Consider the following 19,160-nt stretch of genomic DNA (forward strand, 5'->3'; position numbering starts at 1 on the left):
TTCATAGTTCAATTTTACTATAATCATTGGTAAATCACAATTCACTCGCTCGAAAAATAAAGGGAGCAACCATCCAAAGTCATTCCTGGCTTTTTAATGGTCACTCTCTCTTAAAGTTAACTGTAGCCCATTAACAAGTATTAATGAAGGCTTCAGTTACCTATTTAATTATTCAGATAATCAGCTGCTTGCTTAAGGGCGTCTTGGATTCCCTCTGGCTTCTTTCCACCTGCTTGTGCAAGGTTTGGTCGTCCACCACCGCCCCCGTTAATAGCAGGAGCAATTGCTTTAATTAAATCACCGGCCTTTAAGCCGTCCTTAACCTTGTCATCACTAACAGCAACTAATAAATTAGCTTTACCATCATTAGCGGTTCCTAAGACAAGAACATCTGAAAGGCTCTTTGCCCGCCAACTATCAGCTAATTGACGAAGCTGACCCATACCAGCTACCTGAACTTCAGCAGCGATTAAACTACCATTAGCCGTCTTCTGAACATTTTCGAAGACATTGTTAGCTTGTTGAGCAGCAATTTTAGCTTGAAGTGCAGTGCTTTGCTTTTGCGCATCTTTAAGCTCACTTTGCAAAGCTTCAACTTGGTGAGGAACTTCCTTAATTTGGGCAACCTTCAAATCAGCAGCCACCTTATTAAGAAGGTCGTCCCGATCCTGGAGGAAGTTAAAGGCATCGCTTGAAGTTACCGCTTCAATTCGCCGTACTCCAGCACCAACACCTCCTTCAGAAACGATCTTAAAGAGGCCAAGCTCGTTCGTATTCTTAACGTGATCACCACCACAGAATTCAGTGTTGTAATCACCAATCTTAACAACCCGAACCTTATCACCGTACTTATCAGAGAAGAGGGCGATCGCTCCCATTTCCTTAGCAGAATCAATATCGGTCTCAACAGTTTTAACCGGAATTTCCTTCCAGATTTGTTCATTAACCATTTGTTCAACTGCCTTTAGATCCTTAGCGGTAACTTGACCAAAGTGGTTAAAGTCAAAACGAAGGTAATGTTCTTCAACTAGGGAACCGGCTTGTTGAGTATGACCACCAAGAACATTCCGCAATGCTTGATCAAGCAAGTGTGTAGCAGTATGGTTCTTTTCGATCTTTAAGTGACGAATCCGGTCAACAACTAATTTGTAACGGGCACCCTTTTTCAATGGAGCATTTAATTCAACTCGGTGAAGATTTTGTTGGTTAGGAGCATGTTGAACATCAACAACCCGACCAACTTTCTTTCCATAATTGTCAATAATGTCACCAGTATCAGCAACTTGTCCACCCATCTCAGCATAGAACGGAGTTACATCAAAGATTACTTCAATGTTCTTATCACCCGGTTGCGCATCGTCAGCCTGTTTGCCATCATGAGCCAACCCAATTACCTTAGCATCATCAACAGTTAAATCAGTGTAGCCAACATAACGACTTGCTTCCTTAAAGTCTGTCCACAGATCCGTTTGAACACCCATTCCGTTATCCATATCACGAGCATTCCGTGCCCGATTTTGCTGTTCAGTCATTGCAGCTTGGAAACCATCTTCATCAACTGTTAAGCCCTCATCGCTTGCATATTCCTTAGTAAGTTCGATTGGGAAGCCATAAGTATCATAAAGTTTGAAGGCAGTCCGGCCGTCAATTTCATTGCTGCCATCTTTCTTGGCATTTGCGATCACGTTGTTCAAAAGGTTTAGTCCACCGTTTAACGTTGCACTGAAACGATCCTCTTCAGACTTGATTACTGATGCAATGTAGTCAGCATTTTCTAGTACATCTGGGTAGTAATCTTCCATGATCTTACCAACGGTTGGAACCATCTTAGCAAGGAATGGTTCGTCAATGCCCAGCTTCTTTCCAGCAACAACTGCTCGCCGAAGAAGCCGCCGAATAACGTAGCCTCGACCAACATTCGAAGGAAGTGCGCCATCACCGATAGCAAAGGTAATGGTCCGAATATGATCAGCAATGATCTTGAACTGAATATCATCTTCCTTGCTTTCGCCATACTTTTTACTACCGCTAAACTTTTCAGTTTGCTTGATCAATGGCATAAAGAGGTCAGTTTCAAAGTTAGTTGGCGCGTTTTCAAAAATTGAAACAACCCGTTCAAGTCCCATCCCGGTATCAATGTTCTTATGTGGAAGTGGTTCATAGGTGTCTTCAGGAGTGTGGTTAAATTGACTAAACACGATGTTCCAAATTTCAAGGTACCGTTCGTTTTCGCCACCCGGATAATTTTCAGGATCGTCGTCAGCCAAATTGTTAAATTCTTGACCACGGTCGTAGAAGATTTCGGTATCCGGACCAGAAGGACCCTGACCAATATCCCAGAAGTTATCTTCATCAGGAATAAGGTGATCCTTTGCCACACCAACTTCACGCCACTTGTTATAAGCATCATGATCCTTTGGGTAGTATGTAATATAAAGCCGTTCTGGGTCAAAGCCAAACCAGTCATCACTCGTTAGTAATTCCCAGGCCCATGGAATAACTTCATTCTTGAAATAATCACCAACTGAAAAGTTACCGAGCATTTCAAACATCGTATGGTGCCGCGCAGTCTTCCCAACATTTTCAATATCATTGGTCCGAATACTCTTTTGTGAACTAGTCATTCGGGGATTTTCAGGAACAACCTTACCATCAAAGTACTTCTTCATCGTTGCAACACCAGAGTTAATCCATAATAAGGTTGGATCATTAACCGGCACAAGGGAAGCACTTGGCATAATCTTGTGACCATGTTCTTCAAAGAACTTCAAGTACATTCGTCGTACTTGGGCACTGTTCAGCTTCTTTAACTGCTTCATAATATCTCCCTTTCAAAAACAAAATCCATCCCTGCTTTCAGAGACGCCGAACAGACGCGGTACCACTCTGATTGCAACGATGGATTTCGTTAACCTCTTATTTCTTACTTAAAAGTAAGTTTAATATTAAATTTTCTGAATGGGTAGCATTAGCTAAAACCGCATCAACTGTCGCACCACCCCAGTTGTCTCTGGAATGCAGGCCTTGACTAATATGTCCCAGACGAATCATATTATAACGAATAATAATCGCAAAATCAACGGCTATTTCGTTCACGACGATGTTGTCGTTGTCGTGCCCGTTTAGCTTTCCGGATTTTATGTCTTAATTCTTGTTTTTTCTTTTGCTGCTCATCCTCACGAATTGCCCGCTTAATTCGTTTTTTATAACCCGGCTTAATCTTCTTCTTTGTCTTCTTCACAAAGCCCTTCATTGAAGGATCAAGTTTTGCTTGGCGGCGACTATAATTTTGCCGACGGTTACGATCATGAGTTGTAACAATTCGACCATGACGAATTTCTTTTGGCACAAACTTAATTCCGCGGTCTTCCAATTTAGCAATTAATTCATCCTCAGAAGGAGCATAAAGGGTAATTGCAGTTCCCGGCATTCCGTTTCGGCCAGTCCGGCCAACACGGTGAATAAAGTATTCCAAGTCGCTTGGAATATCATCGTTAATTACCAAAGAAACCCCATCAATATCGATTCCCCGTGCTGCTAAATCTGTTGCAACAACATATTGAAAGTCAAGATCACGAATCTGACGCATCGTTCTCTTCCGCCGCCGCGCTTCTAAGCCACCATGAATTAAGGCAACCTTCAATCCCTGCTCACCTAAATACGTAGCCAGCTCAATTGCCCGCTCTTTAGTATTCGCAAAAACCAATGCCAAGTAAGGTTCGCCCATTGTTAGTAATTGGTATATTAACTGGTTTTTATCCCGACCCTTAGTCGACATTAACCAGTTTTTAACGTCAGGATTAATTACGGTCTCTGTTGGGATTTCCTCCATTACCGGATTTTCCATATATTTTTTCAAAAATGGTCGCAATTTTTGCGGTATCGTAGCAGAAAAGACCATCATCTGAAGATCATCAGGAAAATGACTAGCAATTTGATCAGCTTGATCCAGAAATCCCATATCAAGTGTCATATCTGCTTCATCAACAACAAACTTAGTTGCGGTATGAATATCAAGTGCTTGACTCTTGATCAAGTCTAATACTCGTCCTGGAGTTCCAATTACTAATTGTGGTTGCTGACGCTTCAGTTGCTCAATCTGGTGTTGCTTATCAGTTCCACCAACATAATTATGAATTGTTACTGGTGTAGGCAAATGCTTGTTTAATTGCTTTGCGGCTGCATATATCTGGTAGGCAAGTTCACGACTTGGAGTAGTTATTACTGCTTGAACCTCTTGTTTAGCAGGATCTAATTGAGAAAAGATCGGCAATAGAAAGGCATGTGTTTTTCCACTACCAGTTGCTGACTGTCCAACAACACTTTCACCTTTTAGAATTAATGGAATCACCTTTTCCTGAACCGGAGTTGGTTGGTGAAAGTTAATCTCTTTAATCGCGTCTAAAAGGTATGGTTGCAAATTAAAATCAGCAAATGTTTTTGTTTGACCCATCATTGGCCTCCCTTCGTTACTTTTGGTATTCACTTACCAATGTATCTAATTCTTTTATAACTTGACTAATTTCAGCGTGATCTGCCGCCTTAGCACCACTTGCTAGTGGATGTCCGCCACCATCATGATTCTTAGCAAGCTCATTAATTACCGGGCCCTTTGAACGTAAACGAATCCGAAAATGGCCATCCTCTTGTTCTACGAATATTGCCCACGCTAAAACATTTTGAATTCGTCCAGGAAGTGAAACGACAGCTGAAGTGCCAGCTTCAGTAAGACCAAACTTGGTCAAGGTGTCATTGTCCAAAACAATGTAAGCTGCGCCACTCTCATTGATCGTTAAGTTTTCATAAACATAGGCTGATAAGCGCGCCACTGGTTCGGAAATTTCATTTTCTCGCTGACTAATTGCTGAGGCATCAGCACCCGCAGCCATTAGTGCACCCGCTACCAACATTGTCCGTGGGGTAGTGGCGGGATATAAGAACCGTCCTGTATCCCCAATAATTCCTGCATAAAGCGCCGAAGCAGCCTTCTTTGGCAACTTTAAATCCTTTGCAAAATGTTGATAGAAAGAATAAATCATTTCTGAACAACTCGATGCTTCTGGTTCAACCCACATTAAGTCGCCATATGGTTCATCATTCGGATGGTGATCAATTTTTATTAACTTGTCACCGTTATCGAAGCGGCGATCATCGATTCGGGGAGCATTCGCTGTATCAGTAACAATTACTAAGGCGCCATCAAAAGTTTGCCCGTCAATTTCATCCATTTGACCAATCCAATCTAAGCCAGGAATATCTTTCCCCACAACGTAAATTTGCTTATAGGGAAATGATGCTTTAAGGATCTCAGCCAAACCGATCTGCGACCCAATAGCATCAGGATCCGGTCGTTGATGACGATGAATAATAATCTTATTATATTTTTTGATTTGTTCAAGAATTGCTTCTAATTGATCAGCCATGTCATATCTCCGTTTCTAAATTAGTACTCTTTAAAATTATAGCACTGCTAACCAGTTTGATTAAAATATTAATTTTACCGATAAGTTAATTAAATGTCTAGGCTACTGCCACTAAACCAATAAAATAAATGGGTCAAAGCACTCACAGTGTGAATGCCTGACCCATTGTGATTAGGAAATTTATATAATTAAACTAAACTTCCTACTCTGTATTATTATTTAAGGTTTACTTAGCCTTGTCCATTGCGTGGCCACCGAAGCCATTCCGTAATGCAGAAACAACCTTACCATCAAAGCTGTCATCTTGCATTGAACGGAACCGTTGACTTAATGCTTCGTAGATAACTGGAGTTGGAACTTGCTTGTCCATAGCATCCATCAAAGTCCAGTGAGTTTCACCAGAACTGTGCATCCGGCCAGCAATCTTATCAAGGTGAGGATCCTTTTCAAAGGCTTCTTGAGCCAATTCCATCAGCCATGAACGGATAACAGAACCGTGGTTCCACATCTTAGCAACAGCTGCGTTGTCGTAGTCAAAGTCAGAAGCTTCAAGAACTTCGAAACCTTCACCCATGGCTTCCATCATACCGTATTCAATTGCGTTGTGAACCATCTTAAGGTAGTGACCAGAACCAGCCTTACCAGTGTAAAGGTAACCATCCTTTTCAGCGATACCATCATAAAGTGGAGCAAGACGTTCGTCAAAGACCTTCTTGTCATCCCCACCGATCATGAAGTTACCATCCTTAAGGGCACCCTTCCAACCACCGGAGGAACCGCAGTCAAAGTAGTGAATACCCTTTTCGGTAAACATACGGTTGTGACCCATAGAATCTTTCCAGAAAGTATTACCACCATCAATAACAACATCATCAGCATCAAGCAATTCAGCTAACTTTTCCATGGTGCTGTCAGTTGGCTTTCCGGCTGGAACCATTACCCATACAGTACGTGGCTTGTCAAGCTTAGCAACCATGTCTTCAAGACTACTTGACTTAGTTGCACCATAAGATGCAGCTTCATCAACAAGGTCTTGATCCAAATCAAAGGCAACAACATCGTTACCATTGTTCATCATGTTTTGAGCAAGGTGAATACCCATCTTACCTAAACCAATCAATCCAATTTGCATTCTAAAATTCCCTCCTGTTTTACAGTCGTGATGAGCGAAAATGCGAACACTCAACAATAATAATGGCAATAGCTTATTGTCATTATGAAATTACAAACTAAAAGGCTTGCAATAACGTTCTTTAAAAGTTTCCCACGTTTCGCTATACGTGTCAATTACTTTTCATCATTATTGTCATCTGATGCTGGCGCTTCAGACTTGGCTGAATCAGAAGCAGCTAGTTCTTCCTTAGTGTCAGAGCTAGTTTCTTCTTTTTCAGTAGCTTCCTCGGCTGGCTTATCTTCAGCCTTAGTTTCTGCAGTATCCGCTGGTTTAACAACCCGCGCAATTGCTACCATATCAAAAGTTAAGTAAATTCCTTCACAGTCCAAAGTAACTGTCCGGTCTTCACGGTTAATTGAATCAATTTTACCGTGCATCCGACCAATTGTGACAACTTCATCACCCTTGTGCAACTGACTCATCATATCTTGATGTTGTTTCCGTTGCTTTTGTTGTGGGCGAATCATAAAGAAATACATTAAAGCAATCATTAGAATGATTAAAATCATTCCAGAATAACTACTAGCACTGCTTGATGCAGCGCCAAGGTTCATAAATTGTAACCCGTTCACTGAATATCCATCCCTTCAAAATTCTTCAAGTTTAACTGTAACAAAAAACACGGTAAAAAGCTACTCACTACTAGGTAGAATAGTGATCAAAATCAATTAATTTTCGAACTAAGGTTAGCTACAAATTGGTTTAGCCAGAAGAGATTATGTTCCGAGATTACACTGGTGTATTGTGGCGAATTTGTTCTGGCAAGGTAATGAAGATAAGCGCGTGAATAGCGACTGGTACATACAGGACACTGACATCCTGAATCAATAGTTTCCCAGTCATCACTAAAGGAGTCCCGAGTAAAATCAAGGCGCTTTCCCTTATCCACCAACGCATTGCCCATTACTGCTTCGTGAACAGCAACATCAGAGTAAACTACATCAATCCCTGAACGAATTACCGTTATTAATTGTTCGAAATTAGCCTTTGTCTTCGTTACCCGCAGACTTTCAAACGGCAGTAACTTTATTATTGCTGCAAGATTACGCTTAATTTCAGCAAGTGAATCAATCTGTTCAGTTTGGGTAACAAAATAGCCAAACGGTTGCTGTCCGGTTACAGAATCAACACTTTGCCGATGAAGCTTTTCCAAGCCGCCACCAGTAATTGGAAATAATTCATTCTGATTAGCTGAATGCCAACGTCCCGTTAATTCCACCGCGGCAGCTAAGTCATCAACCGGAGCATAATAATTTACGTCACGATATAGTTGTTCAGTTATGTCTGCTCCCGATTGTTCTTGAAGCTGGATTGCCTTTTTCGGTGATAAGCTAATTAATTGTCCCTGATTGGGCAGTCGAAAATTAACCCCATTAGCCTTGTATCCTCGTGGCTTGGCAAGTTTACCAATTTCAGTAGCACCAGAAGTTGTAAAAAGGACCCCTTGCCAACCGAGTACCCGGTGTAAATCAGGCAAATCGGCAAGATCTCTTTTGCCCAGTTCTTTTGCAAGAACTATTGGATCATAATATAAAGCCTTAGTATTAGTAGCGCGGACTTGTTCTGGCCTTAAGTATCGAATTACGTTTTCCGAGTGAACAAGCAGTGGCGTCCTCAGTTCTAGCCCATTAACCACCAATTTCCCGGTGCGTAATCCCTCCTCAGTCTGCTTAATTTCAAAATACCTATTCATAACAACCTCACTTTGCCGGGTACTCCAAACCTAAATGCTTATAGGCAGCTGCTGTAACCATTCTTCCCCGTGCAGTTCGCGTCAAATAACCGATTTGCAGAAGGTACGGTTCGTACATTTCTTCAATTGTTGACTTTTCTTCACCAATGTTAGCTGCGATTGTTTTTAGCCCTACTGGACCACCATGATAATAGTTAATCATTGTCAAAAGAAGCTTCCGGTCAATTTCGTCAAGACCCTGATCATCAATTTGAAGGAGTTTTAATGCCTGACGGACACTCACTAAATCGATCGAGCCCTTTCCAGCCACTTGAGCAAAATCACGAACCCGTTTCAATAAGCGATTAGCAATTCGTGGCGTTCCTCGTGAACGTAAGGCTAATTCATGCGCTCCCCCATCTTCAATTTTTGTTTGAAAAATACCAGCTGAACGAAAAATAATCCTTGTTAATTCATCTTGGTTATAGTAACTCATATGTTCTACAATTCCGAAACGATCTCGCAGCGGGGCAGATAGCATTCCAGCACGAGTTGTTGCACCAATTAAAGTAAAGGGCGGTAGGGGAAAATGAACGGGGTGGGCTGTTGGACCCTCACCAATTACAATATCAATATAGTAATCTTCCATTGCGGAGTATAGCATTTCCTCAACTACTTTGGGCAAGCGATGAATTTCATCAATAAACAAGACATCTCCTGGCTTCAATTCATTCAGCAAGGCTACAAGGTCTCCTGGCTTTTCAATTGCCGGGCCACTCGTTGTTTTGATATTTACTCCCAGTTCATTGGTAATTACCATTGCGAGAGTAGTCTTTCCCAAACCAGGTGGGCCGTATAGAAGAACATGATCCAATGCTTCTTCCCGTTCTTTTGCGGCCTTAATATAGATATTTAATTCATGCTTGATCTTGGCTTGACCAATATAATCAGCTAAATTTTGTGGACGAAGAGTTAATTCAAACGCCGACTCCGCTTTTCCTGTTGTCTTACCGGAAACTAGTTCATGTTCATCTTGATCTGCCATCTTCTCTAACCCCCTTCCTCTAGTTTAGTAGCCTTAAAGCATGACGAAGATATTCTTCCGTAGAAGTTTCTGCTTCTTTTGCCAGTTCTTTTTTAATTCGTTTAACTTCCCGTTCTTTATAACCTAAAGCAGTCAACGCTTCTAGAGCATCCTGTAAAGCCTCATTACCATCTTCACCCTCTGGCAATAGCGGCTTTAACAGGTTTGCCTCACTCGGTGTCAAACGTTCAATCTTATCCTTAAGATCTAAGCAAATCTGTGAAGCAGTTTTCTTGCCAATTCCCGGAAATTTAGTCAGGTATTTAACATCATCGTTGGCAATTGCATTAATTAACCCTTCATGATCCGGATTGGCCAAAATTGCCAAAGCGCTTTTGGGGCCAATTCCAGAAACATTAATCAACTGCATAAACAACTGTTTCTCGTCTTCATCACTAAAGCCAAATAACGAAATATCATCATCACGAACAGCTTGGTAAACATAGACGGTTACTTTTTGTTGCTTGTCAATATGATAACGGTAAGGATTAGCAACTAATAGTCGGTAGCCGATCCCGTTTACTTCGACCACAATGTAACGCGGTTCGACTACTGTAACTAGTCCGGTTAGGTATTCATACATTCTCTTGTACTCCTCTTTTAAAATTCATGTTCATCAAAATCTTGAGCAAATGGGACATGTGAATCTTGAATCCGCTTAAACATTTTTTCTAAGTCACGGTCGTTAAAGTGAACCGTCACTGGCCTACCGTGTGGACAATTAAAGGGATTTTCACATTTTGGCAATCGCTGTAAAAGTGCCTTAGCTTCACGATCATCAAGGTGATGATTAGCTTTAATCGCCCGTTTACAACTCATCATAATTGCAGTCCGCTGACGAAAATCGTGAACTGAAATTTTTCCATCATTAATTAACCATTCAATCATTTCCTTAGCAGTTGCTTCTTCCTGCCCTTCTGCAAACCAGGTTGGATGAGAACGTAAAATAAAACTATTCGGGCCAAAGGATTCTAAGTGAAGACCAACTGCTTCAAGCGTATCCAAGTGTTGAGTAATGGTCATCGTATCAACTGTTGAATAATTTAACACTAATGGCACTAAAAAGGTTTGTTGATCATCGCTTACTTGACCAATCTCTTTACGAAACTTTTCATAATTAATTCGTTCTTGAGCAGCATGTTGATCAACAATATATAACCCATCCCCCGCCTGTGCTAAGAGGAAAGTTCCTTGCAACTGGCCAATATATTGTAAATCAGGAAAACGTTTTTGCGATTGATCACTTTTATCGTGCACATCTAGTTCAATACTTTCCGCCCGGGTAGGTTTCTGGGGAGCCTGCTCATCTGGACTACCAAACGGATAAGCAATTCCCTCGTCATGATAGCGTTGATCAAATTTTTGCATCTGCAAACTTACCAGTTCACCTTTCTTATGGATAACAACTGGTTCGTGAACAATGCTATCGGCTGCATCAACATCCGCTGGTCCCCCATTTGTAATTACAGTTGCAGAAGACGAAGCGGTAGATGAATGAGTAAAACTAGTCGATGGGGTTTCGTACTGTTTAGCTGCCTCATTCAGTTGTCGTTCCAAATCGTCCACATCTGGTTCGTCAGGAATAAATTGCTTAGCGTCCACATCGGGAATTAAATTTTCTGTTGATATCCGTTGGCGAATAACCTTAGCAATTAGCCCCGCCAGCTGCGGTTCTTTACTCAACCGGACCTCACGTTTTGCTGGATGCACATTAACATCAACTAATACTGGATCCAGCTGAATATTAAGGACAGCAATTGGGTAACGACCAACCATCAATTTTGATTCGTAGCCATTGATAATTGCTTTCGTTAATTCAAAATTACGAATATAACGATGGTTAATCGTGATCGTGATGTACTGACGTGATGCGCGCGTAAGTTCAGGTAAGGAAACTAGGCCACTAATCTTAAAATCATTATCTTCTCCCGCAAAGGGAAGCATTTTCTTGCCGACCTGAATCCCGTAAATTGCAGCAACAACCTGTTGCAAATTATCATTCCCCGCAGTTCGGAATAGTTCCTTATTATTATGCGTCAGGCTAAACGCTACTTGCGGATTAGCCAGAGCCAAACGATTCACGATATCGGTAATTCGTGCTAATTCAGTTTGGGGTGATTTCAAATATTTTAACCGTGCTGGGGTATTAAAGAAAAGCTCACGAACAACCACGTCAGTTCCTTGACGCGCTGGTCCTGGCTTTACATCAACTAATTCACCACCATGAATATGGATTAAGGAACCAGTCGTACTACCTGGTGTCGCTGTTGTTAAAGTAACATCAGCGACTGAGGCGATACTTGGCAAAGCTTCGCCACGGAACCCCATCGTCCGGACCTTAAAAAGATCACGCCGAGTTGTAATCTTACTAGTAGCATGACGTTTAAATGCAATTTCAACATCATCATCCGCAATTCCAGATCCATCGTCAATCACTCTAATACTATCTAGGCCAGAATTTTCTACAATAATGTCAATTCTCTTACTGTTGGCGTCTAACGAATTTTCGACCAGTTCCTTAACAATTGACGCTGGCCGTTCAATTACTTCCCCAGCGGCAATTTGATCCGCTAAGACATTAGTTAATTCATGGATCTTTCCCATCTATGCCACCTTACTTTAACTTTTGCTGCCATTGATAAATTTGGTTCATAACGTCCATCGGTGTCATCCCCATCAAGTTAAGGTTCTTTAATTGCTTAATAATTTTTGCAGCTGCCGGATCCTTTGCCTTTGGCGTAGGAGATCCAAATAGTTCTAGTTGCCCATTTGGATCAACTAATGGCGGCTGAGGAGCAGAATGAGTAGTCTTTTCTTTAACCTTACTTGTCTCAGGTTGCTGCTCAACGGAGTCAGAAATTGTCGGCAACTTCACATCCTTTTTTTCTAAAGAGCTAAGAATTTTGTCGGCACGCTTAAGTAGAGTCTCAGGCATGCCAGCCAATTTAGCAACGTGAATCCCATATGACTTATCTGCTGGTCCGGCGCTCACCTTATGCAAGAAAACCAATTCGCCATTCTTTTCTGTTGCACCAACATGGACGTTTTTTAGCCTCGACAAAGTCGTTTCAAGAGCAGTTAACTCATGATAGTGAGTCGAAAAAAGTGTTTTAGCCCGCAAATGTTCGTGAATGTATTCAATAATTGCTTGAGCTAACGCCATCCCATCATAAGTAGCAGTCCCCCGACCAATTTCATCAAATAAGATTAAACTGCGATCAGTGGCGTGCACTAAGGCATTATTAGCTTCCATCATTTCAACCATAAAAGTACTTTCACCAGAAATTAAGTCATCAGCTGCCCCAATCCGGGTAAAGATTTGGTCAAAAATCGGTAATTCTGCCTGTTCCGCTGGGACAAAGCATCCCATTTGAGCCATCACTGCTGTCAATGCTAATTGACGCATATAGGTACTCTTACCAGACATGTTCGGTCCAGTAATCAAAAGAATATCCGTTGATTCATCCATCAGTACATCATTAGGAACATATTCTTGATGCCCCATAAACTTTTCAACAACAGGGTGCCGCCCATCCTTGATTTTCAATACGTGCCCCGTGTTCATTTGTGGACGGACAAAATGATAATCCTCACTGACAACTGCAAAGCTTTGGAGAACATCTAATTCCGACAACGCTTGAGCCAAGCTTTGTAACCGTTTAATTTGTCCCTTCACTTTCTCACGAATTTTAACAAAGACATCATATTCAAGTGCGGTTGATTTTTCTTGCGCTCCCAAAATCAATGCTTCTTTTTCCTTTAATTCAGGCGTTGAGAACCGTTCTGCGTTTACCAGTGTTTGCTTCCGTTCATAGCGGTCACGGGGAATTTTATTGAGGTTAACTTTGGTCACTTCGATGTAGTAACCAAAAACATGGTTATAGCCGATCTTGAGGTTATTAATTCCCGTTACCTCTCGTTCGTGCTTTTGTAGATCTGCGATCCATTGCTTACCGTTATTCATCGCGTCACGATACTCATCAAGCTGCTGATCATAACCATCCTTAATTACACCACCATCAGTCACGCTAATTGGCGGATCTTCAACAATTGATTTTTCGATCAAGGATGCCACGTCACTCAACGGATCAAGCTGCTTTTCTAAGTCAGCAAATGCCGGTGCGTCAAGTGTCTCTAAGGTATATTTAATTTTTGGTACCTGGAGCAATGAAGTCTTTAACTGAATTAGATCTCGACCGTTAACACTTCCATATGCCACACGACCAGCAAGGCGCTCTAAGTCATAAACTTTGATCAATTCTTGCTGAATATTATTTCGCTCAAAATAGTGTTCAAGAAGTTCTTGAACCTTATCCTGGCGAGCACTAATTTGCTTTGGATCAATTAATGGTCGATCTAGCCACCGTTTTAATAGCCGGCTGCCCATTGCTGTTTTTGTTTCGTCAAGTAACCAGGCTAACGTTCCCTGTCGTTTACCGCTCCGCATGTTGGTCATTAATTCAAGGTTAGTTTTTGAATAATGATCAATCTTCATAAAAGAGCTAGGCCGGTAGGAAATTGCTTTTTGCAAATGAGCTAGTGACCGTTTTTGTGTTGTTAACAAATATGAAACCAGGAGCGAAACAACAGTTTGCTGCCCCTCATCAGTTAAGTCTTGAGTTAAGTAACTCACTTCTGCTTCATTCACAATTTCCGGCTGATGTGATTGTAAAATATTCCGTTTAGTTAGCTGCTGCTTAAAATCATCCTCAACTGAATCATCAAGGACAACTTCCCGACTCTGCAAATTAATCAACTCGTTAATCGTTTCGTCCTCACTTGCAAAATCAGTTGTTTTTAACTCCCCAGTTGATAAATCAGTATAAGCCAGATAATAATGACCATTTTGACGAATGATTCCCGCTAAGTAGTTGTTATTTTTAGCCTGATCACCATTCAGATCCATTTGAGTTCCCGGAGTAATTAACCGGATAACTGCCCGCTTAACCATTCCTTTTGCCTTTTTAGGGTCTTCCATTTGCTCGCAAATTGCAACTTTATACCCTTTATCAATCAGTACATCAATGTAGCTATTTACGGCTCGATGCGGAACACCACACATTGGAATGGGGTTCTTAGCACTATGATTTCTTGTTGTTAGCGTTAACTCAAGCAATTGAGCACCCTTAATTGCATCATCGTTAAAGAGCTCATAAAAGTCCCCTAACCGGTAAAATAAAAATGCGTCTGGGTATTGATCCTTGACCTTTTGGTATTGTTCCATCATTGGCGTTGTTTTCTTTGCCACCTAATTTCACCCCGTAAATTTTCTCTCTATATAATTTAGAACGTTTTTTTACCCTATCTTTACTTTATTTATTATATTTTTTGCGTAATTCAAGTGCAAGAAAGAGAATCGCCAAAATAAAGAAAGAGGCCAGGAGATAACCTAGTCTCTTTACCATATTAAAGTATTTTCCCTAACATGTTATTTACTTTGCGTAGTCGATCGCACGAGTTTCTCGAATAACAGTTACCTTAATATGACCAGGGTATTCAAGCTCCTGTTCAATCTCATGTTTAATATCATGGGACAAAGCAACTGCTTGAAGATCTGAAATTTTCTTTGGTTTGACTATTACTCGCAGTTCACGACCTGCCTGAATTGCGTAACTATGATCGACACCATTATGGTCATTTGCAATACTTTCTAGTTTCTTTAAGCGTTGAATATATTGTTCAAGCGATTCACTCCGCGCACCAGGACGTGCACCAGAAATAGCATCAGCAGCCTGAACCAGCGCAGCAATTACTGATTTTGCCGGAACGTCACCGTGGTGTGAAGCAATCGTGTTGATTACTACTTTATTTTCTTTATATTTGGTAGTTAATTCAACACCTAGCTCAACATGCGAACCATCAACTTCGTGGTCAATTGCTTTTCCAATATCATGAAGAAGACCTGCCCGTTTAGCAAGGGTTACATCTTCTCCTAATTCTGCTGCCATTATTCCAGCAAGCTTAGCAACCTCAATCGAATGATCAAGAACGTTTTGACCATAACTAGTCCGGTACTTCATTCGTCCAATTGTCTTAATCAAGTCTGGATGCATTGAATGAATTCCGAGATCAAACAGAGCCTGTTCTCCAGTTTCCCGAAGGTTAGCATCCATTTCTTGACGCGCTTTATCAACAGCCTCTTCAATTCTTGCCGGATGAATCCGTCCATCCTGAATCAACTTTTCCAAGGCAATCTTAGCAATTTCACGCCGAACCGGATCAAAGCCACTTAGCACAACGGCTTCAGGAGTATCATCGATAATCAAGTCAATTCCCGTTAACGTTTCCAGGGTCCGAATATTCCGTCCTTCTCGACCAATAATTCTCCCTTTCATATCATCGTTTGGTAAGTTAACAACCGAAACCGTTGCTTCAGAAACAACATCCGCAGCACTTCGTTGAATTGCTTCAACAATTAACTTCTTTGCCGTCTTATCAGCAACTAATTCAGCATTTTGTTCACTATCACGAATCATAATTGCCCGCTCGGTCTTTAGCTCTTCCTTAACCTGATCTAAAACCTGTGTCTTCGCTTCATCATGAGACAGTTGAGCAACTTTTTCCAATTCTTGTTGTCGCTGTTCAATCAATGAATCTGCCTTTTCTTGAGATACTTTTAACTGGTTAGTTTGCTGTTCAAGTTGGTGTTCCCGTTTACCAACAGCACCTTCTCGCTTTTCAAGAGCATCATCTTTACGATCTAATGAGGTTTCCCGTTGTAAGAGACGATCTTCTTGCTTTTGAACCTCATTCCGTCGTTGTTTCAGTTCTTGTTCAACACTTTCCCGGTAACGATGGCTTTCTTCCTTGGCCTCTAAAATAGCCTCTTTTTTCGCCGTCGCTGCATCTTGTTTTGCAGTGGAAAGAATTTGCTCTGCACTTTGATTAGCAGCTTTAAGTTGCTTTTCAACAGAAACTTTATGAATTGCATATCCAATAATAATACCGATAATCATAGCAAGCGCGGCGAAAACTAAGCCGAAAGCTTCCATCATTTCACCTCCGCTTTCACTATTTTTATTATTGGTTCAATTAATTAGTTTAATTTAACCGTATGATAAATTAAATACCACACAAATTAAATTTTAAGCTTGCCATTAATTAGTGTCAACCATTCTTTCAATAATTAAAGAAGGCCGAGAAAAACAAAATGATTTTCTCGGTCTTTATCTATTACCAATAGTTATTAAACTTAAAGAATCTAATTCTTAGTATTTAACTTCTTACTTTTTGCTTGCTTCTTCAATGGTTTCTTGCTTTGCTTCAGAATTAGCGCTTTGCTTCTCATTCTGAGTCTTATTTGCAGTATCCTTTAATGGTTCCATTCCATTGGCTTCGCGAACCTTGTTCATCAGCTCGGTCATACTATCAGGGTGTTCAGCTAACCACTTCTTAGCATTTTCACGTCCCTGACCAATCCGTTCATCGCCATATGAGTACCATGCGCCAGATTTCTTAACAAGATCTTGCTCAACAGCCATGTCAAGAAGTTCACCAGTCTTAGAGATTCCCTCACCATACATAATGTCAACTTCAGCACGTTTAAATGGTGGAGCAACCTTATTTTTGACGATTTTAATCTTAGTCCGGTTACCAATAACATTAGTCCCGTTTTTAATCTGTTCAGACCGACGAATTTCCATCCGAATTGTTGAGTAGAACTTTAATGCTCGACCACCAGTAGTAGTTTCTGGATTACCGAACATCACACCAACTTTTTCACGAATTTGGTTAATAAAAATGGCAATCGTCTTCGTCTTATTAATTTCTCCAGAAAGCTTCCGCAATGCTTGCGACATTAATCGTGCTTGAAGACCAACATGGGCATCACCCATCTCACCCTCAATTTCGGCACGGGGAACAAGCGCAGCCACGGAGTCAACAACCACCAAATCAACTGCTCCACTGGAAATTAATGCATCTGCAATCTCTAGCCCTTCTTCCCCAGTATCAGGTTGGGAAAGAAGCAAGTCATCGACATTTACACCCAATGCCTCTGCATATTGAGGATCAAGGGCGTTTTCCGCGTCAATATAGGCAGCCGTTCCGCCTTGACGCTGTACTTCAGCGACCGCCTGTAAAGCTACGGTCGTCTTACCTGAACTTTCAGGACCATAGATTTCTACAATTCGACCACGAGGATAACCACCTACACCAAGGGCCTTATCAATTGCTAATGAACCACTTGAAACTGTAGCAATCTTCATATCGGCAGCGTCACCCATTCGCATGATGGAGCCCTTACCGAAATTCTTTTCAATTTTACGAATTGCGACATCAAGTGCTGCTTTTCGTTGATCAGCCAAAATAATTCCTCCTTTGAAACGGAATATCCGTTAATAATCATAACAGTTTTAGACAAAAAAACAAGAATTTTAGCAAACAATAGTTCGGTTATTTTTTTAATTCTTGTAAAAGCATCTGTAGACCATATTGGACACTCAACAACCGAATTTCTTGTCGTCCCAAATATCCAGCCAATCGCAACTGCTTAGAGATAGTAGGTTGTCCTTTGCGTGCTAGTCCAATCCACACCGTTCCGGCTGGTTGTCCTTCTAGCTCATCGGGTCCTGCTACACCTGTAAAGCCGATTCCAAAATCTGCATCAAGTTTTTTTCGTGAGTAATCTGCCATTGCCTGAGCAGTTGCGCTACTTACAACCCCGTTTTGTTTAATCAGTGAAGCTGGGATACCGAGCAAGCTGATTTTTGCTTCAGCAGCATAGGTAACAAAGCCGCCATCAAAGATTGCTGAAGCTCCAGGAACTGAACAAACCGTACTTTGAAAGAGCCCGCCAGTTAAGCTTTCAGCTCCCGTAATTTTTAACTTTTGCTGCTTCAGGAGACCTACAACTTCATTCGCTAAATTAAAGTCATTTCCCATTCCCAAATAGTATTGTTGCTCCTTTTTCAGAATTGCCTCAGTCACCTGATCAAACATTGCCTTAATATCTGCTTGTGCATCTGTAATTATCGTCAACCGCAGTTCGATATTAGTTGGTTTGACATAGGAGGTAATAGCAACGTTAGGGTAGTCTGCCATTATCGGCTTTAACTCGTTCATCAAGGTCGATTCAGGTCGACCAAGAAAATGGAGTGCTCGTGTTTTGATCGTTTTTTGAATACTAAACTCCTTGATAATTCGTGGAAGGACCTCCTGATTCACCATTGCTTGAAATTCGGCAGGGGGTCCGGGAAGAATTACCACTCGGTGCTTTTCCGCTTTAAACCAGCTTCCTAAAGCGAGTCCCCGCGAGTTTGGAATCAGCTCACCAATATATTGAGCCTGTCGCTTATTTTCAGGTTGAACCGGAATTTGTCGCTGTGCAAAGATCCCCAAGAGGTGGTGCCAGGTTTGATCATCAGTCTTTACCAGTGCTCCAACACCCCGTGCAACAGCTGACAAGGTAACATCATCTGCTGTTGGTCCTAACCCGCCACAAACAAAAATAATCTCCGCGCGATCCTGCGCATCCCGCACACAGTTAATAATGGCAGTTGGATCATCCCCGACTGTTACTTGTGTTGCCACCGTAATACCTAACGAATTGAGCTTTTTTGCTAAAAACGCTGAATTAGTATTCGCAATTTCACCACGCTGCAGTTCATCACCAACTGAAATAATTTCTGCATTCATGTTTTTTGCCTCCAACTAGTAATAACGTAAAATTACTTTAATTTTATTTTTTAAGGCAGATTGTAAAATTTAAGTTGAACATTTAAGTAGACAGAAAAACCCATCAAGGTCTTTAATGGTGTTACCACAACATTCCATTAGAAAGAAGGACCTTAATGGGCACCACTATTT

At 41.3% G+C, this 19,160-nt stretch carries 14 protein-coding genes; all 14 read right to left on the reverse strand.

What is annotated here, in order from left to right:
- Positions 1–164: 164 nt before the first annotated feature.
- Positions 165–2,819, reverse strand: coding sequence for an alanine--tRNA ligase (gene alaS, locus HUK49_RS07785; RefSeq protein ID WP_191913286.1), 2,655 nt, complete (start codon positions 2,817–2,819; stop codon positions 165–167).
- A 97-nt stretch (positions 2,820–2,916) separates the two neighbouring features.
- The gene (locus tag HUK49_RS07790) at positions 2,917–3,096 is read right to left on the reverse strand and encodes a hypothetical protein (protein WP_191913287.1); all 180 of its coding nucleotides are present in this window, start codon (positions 3,094–3,096) and stop codon (positions 2,917–2,919) included.
- Positions 3,077–4,453, reverse strand: coding sequence for a DEAD/DEAH box helicase (locus HUK49_RS07795; protein ID WP_191913288.1), 1,377 nt, complete (start codon positions 4,451–4,453; stop codon positions 3,077–3,079). Before HUK49_RS07795 ends, HUK49_RS07790 begins: the two co-directional genes overlap by 20 nt.
- 16 nt (positions 4,454–4,469) lie before the next feature.
- A complete protein-coding gene (locus HUK49_RS07800) occupies positions 4,470–5,423 on the reverse strand; it encodes a DHH family phosphoesterase (RefSeq protein WP_191913289.1) in 954 nt (317 codons plus the stop codon).
- 226 nt (positions 5,424–5,649) lie between these two features.
- Positions 5,650–6,555, reverse strand: coding sequence for a phosphogluconate dehydrogenase (NAD(+)-dependent, decarboxylating) (gene gnd / locus HUK49_RS07805; protein ID WP_191913290.1), 906 nt, complete (start codon positions 6,553–6,555; stop codon positions 5,650–5,652).
- A gap of 155 nt (positions 6,556–6,710) precedes the next feature.
- Positions 6,711–7,151, reverse strand: coding sequence for a preprotein translocase subunit YajC (yajC, locus tag HUK49_RS07810; protein WP_191913301.1), 441 nt, complete (start codon positions 7,149–7,151; stop codon positions 6,711–6,713).
- Between the two features lie 110 nt (positions 7,152–7,261).
- Positions 7,262–8,290 (reverse strand): tRNA-guanine transglycosylase, encoded by a 1,029-nt coding sequence (locus tag HUK49_RS07815; RefSeq protein WP_191913291.1) that lies wholly within the window; start codon positions 8,288–8,290, stop codon positions 7,262–7,264.
- Positions 8,291–8,297: 7 nt separating this feature from the next.
- Positions 8,298–9,314 carry a Holliday junction branch migration DNA helicase RuvB gene (gene ruvB / locus HUK49_RS07820; RefSeq protein ID WP_191913292.1) on the reverse strand — a complete coding sequence of 339 codons (1,017 nt, stop codon included), beginning with the start codon at positions 9,312–9,314 and terminating at the stop codon, positions 8,298–8,300.
- A 19-nt stretch (positions 9,315–9,333) separates the two neighbouring features.
- Entirely contained in the window at positions 9,334–9,936 is a 603-nt protein-coding gene (gene ruvA / locus HUK49_RS07825) for a Holliday junction branch migration protein RuvA (RefSeq protein WP_191913293.1), read from the reverse strand.
- Positions 9,937–9,953: 17 nt separating this feature from the next.
- The gene (gene mutL / locus HUK49_RS07830; protein ID WP_191913294.1) at positions 9,954–11,957 is read right to left on the reverse strand and encodes a DNA mismatch repair endonuclease MutL; all 2,004 of its coding nucleotides are present in this window, start codon (positions 11,955–11,957) and stop codon (positions 9,954–9,956) included.
- 10 nt (positions 11,958–11,967) lie between these two features.
- Positions 11,968–14,601, reverse strand: coding sequence for a DNA mismatch repair protein MutS (mutS, locus tag HUK49_RS07835; protein ID WP_191913295.1), 2,634 nt, complete (start codon positions 14,599–14,601; stop codon positions 11,968–11,970).
- Between the two features lie 184 nt (positions 14,602–14,785).
- The gene (rny, locus tag HUK49_RS07840; RefSeq protein ID WP_191913296.1) at positions 14,786–16,345 is read right to left on the reverse strand and encodes a ribonuclease Y; all 1,560 of its coding nucleotides are present in this window, start codon (positions 16,343–16,345) and stop codon (positions 14,786–14,788) included.
- A gap of 231 nt (positions 16,346–16,576) precedes the next feature.
- Positions 16,577–17,659, reverse strand: coding sequence for a recombinase RecA (gene recA / locus HUK49_RS07845; RefSeq protein WP_191913297.1), 1,083 nt, complete (start codon positions 17,657–17,659; stop codon positions 16,577–16,579).
- Positions 17,660–17,747: 88 nt separating this feature from the next.
- Positions 17,748–18,989 carry a competence/damage-inducible protein A gene (locus tag HUK49_RS07850; RefSeq protein ID WP_191913298.1) on the reverse strand — a complete coding sequence of 414 codons (1,242 nt, stop codon included), beginning with the start codon at positions 18,987–18,989 and terminating at the stop codon, positions 17,748–17,750.
- Positions 18,990–19,160 lie beyond the last annotated feature (171 nt).

Origin of the sequence: Limosilactobacillus portuensis (genome assembly GCF_014838735.1) — a bacterium.
Taxonomy (GTDB): Bacteria; Bacillota; Bacilli; order Lactobacillales; family Lactobacillaceae; genus Limosilactobacillus; species Limosilactobacillus portuensis.